Source organism: Phascolarctobacterium succinatutens CAG:287 (genome assembly GCF_000434895.1).
GTDB classification, from domain to species: Bacteria; Bacillota; Negativicutes; order Acidaminococcales; family Acidaminococcaceae; genus Phascolarctobacterium_A; species Phascolarctobacterium_A succinatutens_A.
The window spans coordinates 1-11,879 of record NZ_FR892741.1; the positions used below are offsets into that span (position 1 = coordinate 1).

Consider the following 11,879-nt stretch of genomic DNA (forward strand, 5'->3'; position numbering starts at 1 on the left):
TAACCGCCGTTTCTGCCGGAGCCTGCAATATTTTATCATATATGTCTGCCCAACCGCTGCGCACACGCCAGATTATCGAGCATTACGTCACCGATAAGCGTTACTTCAGTGTGCGTAACTGGATTAAAAGCGGCAGCATCTTCGGCTTTGACTTTATCTTCAATGAGCTGCCCAAGCAGCTTTTACCCTTCGACTACGCTGCCTACCGCGCCTATCCTGGCGTACTGCAGGTAGCCGCTACCGATATCGTCAACGGCGAAAGTGTCTGGTATGACCAGAAAGCATTGGGCCAGGATTTTATTCCTGTGCGCGCTTCTTCCTCCATGCCCTTCGTTGCCCCTGTCGTCAAGCATGAAGGCCGTGCGCTGCTCGACGGTGCACTGCTCGCACCCATTCCCTACCAAAGAGCGCTCGACGCAGGCTACAAAAAGCTGGTTGTAGTGCTCACACGCAACGAAGGCTACCGCAAGAAAAAGGGCGTGCCCAAATTTCTGCTCAAATCAGTGTACAAAAAATATCCCAAGCTGTGGGAAATTATGGAGCAGCGTCCCAAGCTCTACAACGAGCAGCTGGAGGCTGTCGAAAAAATGGAACGTGAGGGCAAGGCTGTCATCATCCGCCCGCAGCTTCCGCTTACGATTGATAAATTCGATATCAAGCCGCACAAGCTGCTGGCACTGCATGACCACGGCATCGGCTGCGGACTTGCCGCAATCGAAAAAATCAAGGAGCTGGAAGCTTTCCACTGAAATCACAGCGCAAATTATTACCCAAAGCATCAAGGACCGCCACTTGCCGTGACGGTCCTTTTTACGTCTGCCTGACGCTTTTATACAATTATTCCTCAATAATCAGACGTCCCTCAATTTCACGTTTGAGGTGCTGATGCGTCATAAAGTATTCCTCAATCACATCGCGATACGAGGTTGCCAGCACGCGTACTCTGCCGTTGGCTTCAACCTCCTCTAGCGTAATATCCAAAAACGGCTTCAGGCTGCTGTAGTGATATTTGCACAGACCAATCTTGTAAATCTGCTGCGCTCCCAAAGGCTTACCCTCAAATGTCAGCTCCTTGAAGCACTGGCCGCTGCGGCTCCATACTACATGCATTCCCTGCGACAGCTGATAAAATTCCGTATGCTCGCCAGTAAAGGCCTCCTCGCGCAGGAAGCGCTTAATCATGCGCGTCAGCTGCTCACCGGTAACCGGCAGCATATATACAGCTTCATCATAGGGGAAGCATTCGGTAAAGTCGCTGTACAGCACTACCGGTCCCAGATTATAGCTGCGGATTGCACCGGAGCCCATCAGCATAACATCTATGCCCAGGCTCTCCTTCAGTGCATCCGCTACCAGGCTGCCTAACGGAGTTTCCTCCACACGCGAAGGATGCTCCAGTTTGCGGGCAAAGCGGGTAACCAGTCTGCCGTACTTTTTATCTGTCAAATCCTTGTAGTGCATAATGAAGTTTTCCAGGCTCTCATCACGCGGGCAATGGGTTTCATCGATAGGCACAGTCGACCAGGTATAGGTATTCACCGCATTCAGGTCGGTATCTACCATAATATCAAAACGGCCGATCTGGTCCGTGCCTGTTCCTGCCTGTACGATAAGAATATCATTAACCTTTACCGGATGCTCCAAAAAGGTATGCGAATGACCACCGATAATAACGTCAACACCCCAAGCTGGATCAAGCATTGCTGCCAGCTTTTTATCCTCTTCAAAGCCGATATGCGTAAGAATAATCGTGAAGTCAATATCAATCGGATTATATGTATTACAAATACGGCCGATTTCCTCTGCCGCCTCGCAGATATCTACAAAGGAACCGATTACCTTATCCATCTTCGTCTGTGCCAGTACGTCCTCGGTAATGATGCCGATGAAGAGAATCTTCATACCATCGATATGTGCGATATAAAACGGCTGAAAAAGACGCTTATTATTCGTGCGGATATGGAAATTAGCATTGATAATCGGAAAATTAGCGCACTTTTCGATAAACAGCAGATGCGACAGCCCGTAATCAACCTCGTGATTACCAATGGTCACAACGTCCGGACCTAACAAATTCATAATCTCTATGGTCGACACACCCTTGTATTCCGCGTCGATTACGGAGCCACGAAACATATCCCCGGCGATGCAGTAAATTACATTCTCTTCTTCTGCGCGAACCTTATTGATATAGCCGGAAAGCATGGATACACCACCAACAAGCTTATTATCAATTCTCTCAGCTAAGAAATCACCATGCAGGTCATTGGAATGTAAGAGTGTCAGTTTCTTTAAATTTTTCATGGTTACACCTCGCTTCCTGCAGCTATTGTATTTTGTGTAATTCTATTATAAGGTAATCCCGGTAATTTGCCCCTACCCCAAAGGCGTTTTTCGGGTAGGATAGGCTGTTTTTTTGCCTTATTTGGCACTATTTTTCTGCCTGCTTTACTTTTAAGCCAATACATAGTATCATATTTGCATCTGAACTTATCAATTATTCTATTATGCAGATTTTCGATATAGTCAAAACTTATACCTGAGCTTGCTACTTAAGAAAGGATTACAAGCTATGCTAACCTACAGCTTTGCCAATTTACAGGGTGAGAGCATGTACACCCACCTTTACAAATGCATCAAAAATGATATTACCAACGGTGTCCTGCATGCCGAGGAAAAGCTGCCCTCCAAGCGCATGCTGGCCAAAAATTTAGGCATCAGCCTCATCACCGTGGAAAATGCCTACACCCAGCTCGTTGTCGAAGGCTATATCTATTCGCAGCCCAAGCGCGGTTACTATGTAGCGCGCATTGAGCAGCAGCCTCTGCCGCAAAAAGCAGAACGCAAAGCAGCGCCGTCACTCAAAACACAAGCAGCGGCGCAAAGCGTCAGCTTCGCCAAAAGCAGCGTACCGCCGGACACCTTTCCCTATAACATCTGGGCGCGCCTTTTGCGCAACACTCTCACAACTGCGGACGAACACGCCCTCATCAGCGACACCAGCGCCGGCGGCGTTTTGCCGCTGCGTCAGGCGCTCGCCCGACATCTTTACCAGTTCCGAGGTCTGAACGTTGCACCCGAGCAGATTATCATCGGCGCAGGCACGCAGACGCTGTATAACCTCATCGTGCAGCTTTTGGGACGCAGTCACGTCTACGCACTGGAAAACCCCGGCTACCCGCAGCTGGCAGCAGCTTATCAGGCCAACGATGTTTTCTGCCGTTATCTGCCGATGGATGCCCAGGGCATCCGCGCCGACGTTTTGGAAAACAGCGGCGCCGATATTCTGCATATCAGCCCTTCGCACCAGTTCCCTACCGGTATTGTTATGCCCGTCAGCCGTCGCTACGAATTGCTGCGCTGGGCAGCAAAAAAAAGCAGCCGTTATATCATCGAAGATGATTACGACTGCGAATTCCGCCTGTTCGGCAAGCCTATTCCGCCATTGCAAAGCATTGATACCGAGGAAAAGGTTATCTATATCAACACCTTTTCCAAAACACTGGCACCAACCTTCCGTATCAGCTACATGCTGCTGCCACCGCACCTGGCATCGCTGTTTTATGACAAGCTGGGCTTTTATTCCTGTACTGTATCTAATTTTGAGCAGTTTACGCTCGCTAAATTTATCGAGGACGGTTATTTTGAACGCCACATCAACAGAATGCGCACCTACTACCGCAGTAAGCGCGACCGTCTGCTGCAGTATCTCACGCAGTCCGACGTTGCTCCCGCACTTACAGTAGAAGGCGAGGACAGCGGTCTGCATTTTCTGCTGCATCTGGCTACCGACGCCAAGGATTCCCAGCTTGTGCAGGCTGCTGCTGCCAAGGGCATTCAGATTAAATTTCTTTCGGACTATTATCATGAAAAGGTCGGTGACAGCTCGCACACCCTGCTGATGAATTACACCGGTCTGGCGGATGATAAGCTGTATCCGGCCTTAGACACTCTGTTTACCGTGCTAAAGCCTTATCTGAAGCTGTAATTATTTTGCAGCGCACAGGCTGACAAAATATTCGTGGATTGCCGTGCTTTTGGCTACGTCCAGCTCCGGATGAAAGGCCAGCGCCAGCTGCTTGCCGTACTGTGCCGCCACAATATGCTCATCCACTGCAGCAAGCACCTCTACGCCTTCACCCACGCTGTCAATATAAGGCGCACGGATGAAGGTCATCGGTACCTTGCCCAGCTTGCCGAATTCAGCCTCGGTATAAAAGCTGCCCAGCTGTCTGCCGTAGGCATTACGCTTCACGGTAATCGGCATGGTTGCCAAATGCACCTTACTGTCGTTCGTCAGCTTTTTCGCCAACAGAATCATACCTGCGCAGGTTGCCAGCACCGGCAAGCCCTGCGCTATTTTTTTCTGCAGCGGTGCAAACATACCAAGCTCATGCAGCAGCTTGCCCTGCACCGTACTTTCGCCGCCCGGCAGGACGATACCGTCCAAGGGCTGCTCCAAATCCGGCAGCTGACGCAGCTCTACAGCTTCCGCACCCAGCTGACGTAAGGCCTGCACGTGCTCAATAAACGCACCCTGCAGTGCTAAAACGCCGATTCTCATTATTTACCACGCTCCGCCATCAGCAGCTGAATTTCCTGCTCGTTGATGCCTACCATAGCTTCGCCCAAATCCTCGGACAGCTCTGCCAGCATCTTGGCATCGTTGAAGTTGGTTACTGCTTTAACAATGGCCTGCGCACGCTTTGCCGGGTCGCCGGATTTGAAAATACCGGAGCCTACGAATACGCCCTCGGCACCCAGCTGCATCATCAGTGCTGCATCCGCCGGAGTTGCTACGCCGCCTGCTGCAAAATTTACTACCGGCAAACGTTTATGCTCGTGTACATAAACTACCAGATCATACGGTACCTGCAGCTCATTGGCAGCGTTGAACAGTTCGTTTTCTTCCATCGCAGCGATTTGCGCAATCTGCTGATTCATTTTGCGCATATGACGTACTGCCTGCACTACATCACCGGTACCGGGCTCGCCTTTGGTACGGATCATGGATGCACCCTCGTTAATACGGCGCAATGCTTCGCCCAAATCCTTGGCACCGCAGACAAACGGTACGTTAAACTTAGTTTTATCGATATGGTAAACATCATCAGCCGGAGAAAGCACTTCGCTCTCGTCGATATAGTCAATCTCCAGAGCCTCCAGGATCTGCGCTTCTACAAAATGACCGATGCGCACCTTTGCCATAACAGGAATAGAAACTGCGTTTTGAATTTCCTTAATCAGCTTCGGGTCGCTCATGCGTGCTACGCCGCCTGCCGCACGGATATCGGCAGGAATCTTCTCCAGTGCCATAACAGCGCAGGCACCTGCTGCCTCCGCAATACGCGCCTGTTCCGGTGTCGTAACATCCATAATTACGCCGCCCTTTAACATCTGTGCCAGCTGTGCATTTAATTTATAACGTTCGTTCATTGTGAATACCTCCAATATATATGCAAATAATAGGTTATGTGTAGTATTATACCTATATCTGAGCTTATTAGTATATTCATTTCTCGTCAATTTACTATGTTCAGTTTTAATATCGGTATTTTCACAGCTTACACCAACATCATGCTAAGCAACGCCTGAAGCGTTGCAGCAGACAGCAAAAAAAGCAGTCGCTTTATCATCAACGATGATGGCGACTGCTTTTGCGTATCTTCAGCAAGTTCAATACTGCATTTACATATCTTCCTTCTTCATAACAACGGCAATAGCATTTTACAACTGCCGGATGCCATTACTTTTGCATCTGGTCTCACATTTTTATGCAAAACTGAACTCTTATTACTGCACTATATTTAATTATAAACATACTGCACTTTATAGAGCATTCATCAAAAATTTAATGCCGGTAATCAGCACCAGTACACTCGCCAGCTTCATCAAAATGCCGGACTGCAGCCTTTGCGCCAAGGCTACACCGCCCTGAGCACCGACAAAGGCACCCGCACCAATCGCCAGACCGCTGGTCCACACAATATGCCCCAGCATAGCATGCGAAACTAAGCCTGCAAGCGAGGAAACTGCCAAAATGCAGGTAGAAGTAGCAATGGCCACGTGCACCGGGAAATTCAGTACATAAACCATAAAGGGAACGTGGACGATACCGCCGCCTATGCCCAAAATGCTGGCTAAAAAACCCACACCGACGCTGCAAAGAACGCCCAGCTTCCAGTTATAGACTTCCGGCACCTCGCCGGCCGTCTTACCCGCCGCCTCCTTATTGGCCTTACGATACATATTTATCGCTGCCAGCACAAAGAAAGCGCCAAACACCAGATAAAAAAGCCTGCCCTGCAGATATTCTGCGGCATAGCTGCCTAAAAATGCACCGGGAACGGTAGCCACGGCAAATTTCAAGGCCGCATCTACGCAAACCTTCTTCTGCCTGATATACCCCCAAGTCCCCGAAACAGCATTCAGCAATACCACCAGCACCGAAGTGCCGATGGCCAGCTGCGGCTCATAATCCCAAGCAAAAACCAGAAGCGGTACAATCACCATACCGCCGCCAATGCCTAAAAGCGCCCCCAATAAGCCAACTAAAATACCTAAGGCCAAAAAGCCTGCTACTTCCATCTGCATCCCTCTCATTCTCTCATAATTCTCATTGCAGATTAGCTTAGTTTTTTTTAATCTCTCGTCGGTCAAAATCATCTTTTGACCTGTATTCTCATATATTCCGCAAGTATTCAAAAACAATTGCGGAACAGCAAATATTTTACACCTAAATAATCAAAAACGGAAGTACCTGTGATATAAATTACTTAGGAAAAGTTAATTTTTCCCAGCTACCGCCAGCCAGGGCAGCATCATGCCCTTGCAGCCGTCAAGAGTGGAAGGTAACAGGGCTCACAAGAAAAAGCGGCAGCCGCCACCGGCGACTGCCACATGCATCAGCTTCGTTCTGAAATTATTCGGCAACTACCATAACCTTGAAGGTAGCAGTTACATCGGTATGCAGCTTAGCAACAGCGGTGTATTCGCCTAAGCCTTTAACTGCGGATTTCAGCTCGATTTTACGACGGTCAATGTTCAGACCGGTTTGCTTAATCAAAGCTTCGGCAACGTCCTTGGAGGTTACGGAGCCAAACATTTTACCGTTTTCGCCCACGCGTACCTTCATGGTTACTACAACCTTTTCTACCTGCGCGCCCAGAACAACAGCCTCATCCTTAGCCTGAGCTGCACGATGCTTAGCGGTTGCCTGATCCTGTTTTGCCTGGTTGAGGTTAGCTGCGGTAGCTTCCTTAGCCAATTTACGCGGCAACAGGTAGTTACGGCCATAGCCTTCAGCAGTTTCTACAATTTCACCTTTTTTGCCTAAGCTTTTAACATCTTGTAAAAGAATTACTTTCATCTGTTCGACACTCCTCTAACTGTTTTTTAGTCAGCGCAATAATCTGCGCTTCTACATCCCTGGCACGTTTATTTGCCAGCTGCACACCGGCCACCGTCTGATGACCGCCGCCGCCCAGCTCTTCCATAATTACCTGCACATTGACGCTGCCGTCACTGCGGGCACTTATGCTCAGGGAACCATCTTTATATTCAACAATTGCCATGCCTACAGCTACACTCTCAATGGTAATCAGAGTATCCGCTGTCTGCGCGGCAAGCACGGAAGACATAGTATCATTATCTGCATTACGCATAATTGCAATAGATAAACCGGGTATCGGCATTTTAGCTCCAGCTATCAGCTTAGCCTTCTGCTGTACAAAGCTCAAGTCATCCTTAAACAGCTGGCGTATCAGATTCGGGTTGGCACCGCAGCGGCGCAGCAGAGCGGCAGCCTCAAAGGTTCGCTCGCCTGTCTGCACATTAAAGTTTTTCGTATCCAGGACAATACCTGCATACAAGGCAGTTGCCTCCGCCGGGGTAATATCCAGTCTGTCATCAAAATAACCAATCAGCTCCGTTACCAGCTCACTGGTAGACGAGCTGGAGGGCTCCAGATACAGCAGTGTTGTATCACCGATAATATCCTCGGCACGACGATGATGGTCAATAATAATGCGGTTCTTGGCTGCCTGCAGCACAGCCTTGCTGGCCGAAAGCACCTCACGGTGATGGTCGACAATAACCAAAAGGCTCTTATTGGTAATCAGCGGTAAAGCATCTGCGCCACTATACATTATATCTATATACTTGGTCTCGTTAGCCGAAAGAATGATGTTCTCGTTATCCAGCACTTCGGTAATACGCTTATAATAGGCATTATGCTCGCTGCTGACAATAAATGTTTCCTTGCCTAGCGACAGTCCCAGCTTGGCCATACCAATGGTAGCACCGATGGCATCATAATCCTCGTTCACGTGTCCCATAACAAAAATACGGTCAGCCTGCAGCATCTGCTCATGAATCGTCTGCGCCACAATACGGGCACGCACACGCGTACTTTTGGCACCAACACTGCTCGTGCCGCCAAAGAACTGCGTATTCTTATCCTTCATAACAACAGCCTGGTCGCCGCCGCGTCCCAATGCCAAATACAAGCTTTTGTTGGCGTTGCCGATAAGCTCCTCCAGCGTAACGCCGTCGCAGGCTACACCAATGCTTACGGTCGGCGGTATTTTATTGCCGCTGCGGATTTCGCGCACCTTATCAAGAATCATGAACTTATCTTCCATCATATCCATAACGGCAGATTGGTAAAAGCCCATCAAGCTGCTTTCCTTATTCATGCGGCATATAAAGCCCTGCTTGGAGGCAGCCCACTTCGTCAGCAGCTCATTGATTTCGCCATTTAAGTTAGCCATATTGGTTTCACTCAAACCACGCATAACCTCTTCATAGTTATCAAAGCGCACATAGGCCAGGCACAGCTTATCATTGCTGCATTTCTGGCGCAACAGCTCATAATCTGTAATATCTGTTAAAAACAGCATCAGACCGCTGGAGGTATCTTCCTTTTTGTTATGATGCTCCTGCGTCTCTACACTGTAATAGCGCATACGGTAATAGTGATCCTCAAATTGGATAACCTGCTCACCATCACGCACGCGCATCAGCTCAAAGGCATTCTGCGCCAACGGCAGAATCTCCTCCGGCTTTTTGCCCTCCAGATTGCTTTTTCCGGTCCAGGAGGCAAATAATTCATTTTTCCATTGCAGCTTGCCATCCTTAGAAAAAACAGCAATACCTACATCCAGCTTGCGCACCGCAAAATGGTTGGTACGTTCAATATTGCGGATAATATTATCCAGATAGCTGCTGAAAAAGATTTCCCTGTTGATAAGGTTCTGGCGGCTGAAATAGTAGATAATACCAAAAATAATCAGCGCCGGAATAATCAGCTTAGGCTGCAAATAGCAGACCAATACTGCCAGCAGCACAATTATCAGCAAATAAATATTAGTATCCGCTTTGGAATTCATATTCCGGTTAAACCTACTGAACATTATTTTCACCTCAAATCCGGCACAGGCGGCCGAACTTTAATTTTGTTTTCTGAATCTGCTTGCAGGACGGATTTTCCTGAAATCCATAACAATATCAAAGGCACCTACGTAGACCATAATCTGCGTAAAGATAGGTACAATAAAGAGCAACGCTACACCGATATTAGCCCACCAACGCGGCTTATGCTTAGTTTCGACAAACCAGTACAGCAGCACGATGCCCTGCAAAACCAGCACAAAGCTGCAGACAGTCTGCACATTGACAGAAACCGTATACATCCAGCTGGCCTGGTCATGCTGATAATAATAGGTTACTGCAAACAGAGAAGCAGCATAGGGCCACAAAATCCAACCGGGAACCTGCAGCATTGTAAACGGTGGGAAGGCTTGAAAGCTTTCGCCCAGCTTCGTCAAAATCTTTTTGGCAGCCATGTAGTTTACAAAGGCCATCAAAGGCGCACACATAAAGAAAGCACCCGGCATGATAATGCGCATCATGCGCAGCATTTCAGCATAACCGTCGACAGTCTTTTTGATATCAGCCTCGCTCATACCATGCTCGCGACAATAAACTGTCAGCTGCTCCAGACTTTGGTGGAAGGAGCTGAACATCATCTCAATCGGGTCAATGCCCAGTACCCAGAAGCTCAGCACAATGTTCAGGACCAGCGCAATTATTGCGCCAACACTGCCATAAAGCATCATTTTCATCGGCGGCAGATGACGTCGCATACACTCGCCCAAAATCAGGCCCAAAAGGCCAAAAATGGCCGCCAGGAAAAAGGCATTAATCGGGCTGATAATCATCGCGATAATCACTGTAGCAACCAACAGCGTCATAATGCTCCACTTCAGTCCATGACGGCAGCCACAGATGACTATCGGTAAGGGCCAGACTAAATTAACAAAAGCACCAAGCACAGGCACATACATACTTATTAAAGCCATAACGATGGCAACGGCAGCTAAAATACCGGCCTCAACCATGGCAGATGTTTTACGAATCACAGGTTATCCTCCTTTATGGATATATTTCTTCAATATATTATTGTACTACATCAACCGCTGAAAAGCAAAGGCTTTACGCCTTACAAAGCTCAGCCTTGCGCATTTCATATAAAAATGGTATAATATTAAAAACGCTCTTGTCTGGCATTAATTGCTGTACATAAGCGTCTTTTATTTTTTTCAAAGGGGTTCTTAGCTTGCACAAGCAATATTTTCCGCAGCGCTGCTGCATGTTTCTCGTCGGTATCTTTACCATGACCATCGGCATCGCTCTTTCCTGTAAGGCCGATTTAGGTACTTCACCTATTTCCAGCGTACCATGGGTTATGAGTATGTTCATGCCCTGGAGCATAGGTGAAATAACCATCGTCATGAATTTACTTTTTATCATCGCCCAGCCCATCCTGCTGCGGCAATTTTACTGGCGTAAGCTGTTGGGCCAGTTGGCAACACTGCTCGCCTTCGGCTACTGCATAGATTTTTCAATAAGCCTGCTGGACTGGGTAGTACCTGATACGTTGTTCTGGCAATGGTTTGACTGCATACTGAGTACCATCATCCTTGCCTTCGGTGTTTTTCTCTGCATCCGCGCTAAAATTTTTGTTGCTGCCGGCGAGGGCATCGTCCTGGTTATCGCCTTCGTCAGCAAAATTAAATTCAGCATCATCAAAAACTGCTTCGACTGTACGCTGGTCGCTATCAGCCTGGCAATTTCCTTTATGCACTTCGGCGTCATGCGTGGCGTTGGCTTAGGCACAATTGCCGCTGCTCTTCTCGTTGGCCGCTGGATACAGCTTTACAGCAATAATCTGCATATCTTTGACAAATGGAGCATCTTAGAGTAAGAATTTTTCTTACTCTAATTTTTTATTTTTAATTTTCTGAATATTACTTGTATTCTGTCATGTTATGTGCTATAATCTCTTACAACAGCTGTTAGAATAATATTTATAAAAGAAGGTGCTCGCTTATGCTTAGTATTGGTACAGTAAAATGGTTTAATAACAATAAAGGATATGGTTTTATCACAGCAGGCAATGGCCAGGAGATTTTCGTGCATTTTTCTGCCATCCACCTGAACGGCTATCGCTGCCTGGAGGAGGGCCAGCGTGTTTCCTATCATCTGACGCGCGGCAAGCATGGCCTCATGGCGCTCAACGTTACTCCGATTGTTTAAAACGCTCCTGCACCGGCAGTTTGACTGCCGGTATTTTTTTGCTGCAAAAATGCCTAGAGATATTCTTAAGATAACAATGCACTTCACTGGAACAGGCTACACAACATCAATGCTTGCTAATCTCAAAAAAACTGTGTGACTTTCGGGAATTATCTTGCAGTTTAGTAAATTTTATGTTAAATTTAAGTAAAGTATTGTCGCGTTTTTGTAGGCAATGAGTAAGCAAAAACAAGACAGTAATAACAGCCGTCAGCAATTGTGATATGTACCCCCAATACTGG

11 protein-coding genes are annotated in these 11,879 nt (G+C 47.7%); 4 read left to right on the top strand and 7 right to left on the bottom strand.

Annotated elements, in window-relative coordinates:
• Positions 1 to 749: patatin-like phospholipase family protein (locus BN587_RS00180; protein ID WP_044483859.1), on the top strand; the 749-nt coding region annotated here is incomplete at its 5' end.
• A gap of 88 nt (positions 750 to 837) precedes the next feature.
• Here the strand turns inward: BN587_RS00180 and BN587_RS00185 are convergent.
• Positions 838 to 2,304, bottom strand: a complete 1,467-nt coding sequence (locus BN587_RS00185; RefSeq protein WP_021719161.1) for a bifunctional metallophosphatase/5'-nucleotidase — start codon at positions 2,302 to 2,304, stop codon at positions 838 to 840.
• Between the two features lie 268 nt (positions 2,305 to 2,572).
• Between BN587_RS00185 and BN587_RS00190 the strand changes: the two genes are divergently transcribed.
• Positions 2,573 to 3,988 (top strand): PLP-dependent aminotransferase family protein, encoded by a 1,416-nt coding sequence (locus tag BN587_RS00190; RefSeq protein ID WP_021719162.1) that lies wholly within the window; start codon positions 2,573 to 2,575, stop codon positions 3,986 to 3,988.
• Here the strand turns inward: BN587_RS00190 and pdxT are convergent, their stop codons facing one another.
• The 6 genes from pdxT to BN587_RS00220 all read right to left on the bottom strand — a co-directional run bounded on the left by pdxT (position 3,989) and on the right by BN587_RS00220 (position 10,421).
• Positions 3,989 to 4,564 (bottom strand): pyridoxal 5'-phosphate synthase glutaminase subunit PdxT, encoded by a 576-nt coding sequence (gene pdxT, locus BN587_RS00195; RefSeq protein WP_021719163.1) that lies wholly within the window; start codon positions 4,562 to 4,564, stop codon positions 3,989 to 3,991.
• Positions 4,564 to 5,436: a pyridoxal 5'-phosphate synthase lyase subunit PdxS gene (gene pdxS, locus BN587_RS00200; RefSeq protein WP_021719164.1), complete on the bottom strand. Its 873-nt coding sequence runs from the start codon at positions 5,434 to 5,436 to the stop codon at positions 4,564 to 4,566. Before pdxS ends, pdxT begins: the two co-directional genes overlap by 1 nt.
• Positions 5,437 to 5,829: 393 nt before the next feature.
• Entirely contained in the window at positions 5,830 to 6,588 is a 759-nt protein-coding gene (locus tag BN587_RS00205; protein ID WP_049897112.1) for a sulfite exporter TauE/SafE family protein, read from the bottom strand.
• 334 nt (positions 6,589 to 6,922) lie between these two features.
• Positions 6,923 to 7,369, bottom strand: coding sequence for a 50S ribosomal protein L9 (gene rplI, locus BN587_RS00210; protein ID WP_021719166.1), 447 nt, complete (start codon positions 7,367 to 7,369; stop codon positions 6,923 to 6,925).
• Positions 7,341 to 9,389, bottom strand: coding sequence for a DHH family phosphoesterase (locus tag BN587_RS00215; RefSeq protein WP_049897113.1), 2,049 nt, complete (start codon positions 9,387 to 9,389; stop codon positions 7,341 to 7,343). The genes rplI and BN587_RS00215 overlap by 29 nt, the downstream gene beginning before the upstream one ends.
• 60 nt (positions 9,390 to 9,449) lie before the next feature.
• On the bottom strand, positions 9,450 to 10,421 hold the full coding sequence (locus tag BN587_RS00220) for a YybS family protein (protein ID WP_021719168.1): 972 nt from the start codon (positions 10,419 to 10,421) through the stop codon (positions 9,450 to 9,452).
• Between the two features lie 197 nt (positions 10,422 to 10,618).
• Here BN587_RS00220 and BN587_RS00225 point away from each other — a divergent pair, with 197 nt between their 5' ends.
• Positions 10,619 to 11,266 (top strand): YczE/YyaS/YitT family protein, encoded by a 648-nt coding sequence (locus BN587_RS00225; protein ID WP_303684762.1) that lies wholly within the window; start codon positions 10,619 to 10,621, stop codon positions 11,264 to 11,266.
• A gap of 125 nt (positions 11,267 to 11,391) precedes the next feature.
• Positions 11,392 to 11,598 carry a cold-shock protein gene (locus BN587_RS00230; RefSeq protein ID WP_021719170.1) on the top strand — a complete coding sequence of 69 codons (207 nt, stop codon included), beginning with the start codon at positions 11,392 to 11,394 and terminating at the stop codon, positions 11,596 to 11,598.
• Positions 11,599 to 11,879: the final 281 nt, after the last annotated feature.

Excerpts from the sequence above, each read along its gene's own strand:
- BN587_RS00230 (WP_021719170.1), top strand. The coding sequence starts at position 11,392 with ATGCTTAGTATTGGTACAGTAAAATGGTTTAATAACAATAAAGGATAT.
- pdxT (WP_021719163.1), bottom strand. The coding sequence starts at position 4,564 with ATGAGAATCGGCGTTTTAGCACTGCAGGGTGCGTTTATTGAGCACGTG.
- BN587_RS00185 (WP_021719161.1), bottom strand. The coding sequence starts at position 2,304 with ATGAAAAATTTAAAGAAACTGACACTCTTACATTCCAATGACCTGCAT.
- BN587_RS00215 (WP_049897113.1), bottom strand. The coding sequence starts at position 9,389 with ATGAATTCCAAAGCGGATACTAATATTTATTTGCTGATAATTGTGCTG.
- BN587_RS00205 (WP_049897112.1), bottom strand. The coding sequence starts at position 6,588 with ATGGAAGTAGCAGGCTTTTTGGCCTTAGGTATTTTAGTTGGCTTATTG.
- BN587_RS00190 (WP_021719162.1), top strand. The coding sequence starts at position 2,573 with ATGCTAACCTACAGCTTTGCCAATTTACAGGGTGAGAGCATGTACACC.
- rplI (WP_021719166.1), bottom strand. The coding sequence starts at position 7,369 with ATGAAAGTAATTCTTTTACAAGATGTTAAAAGCTTAGGCAAAAAAGGT.
- pdxS (WP_021719164.1), bottom strand. The coding sequence starts at position 5,436 with ATGAACGAACGTTATAAATTAAATGCACAGCTGGCACAGATGTTAAAG.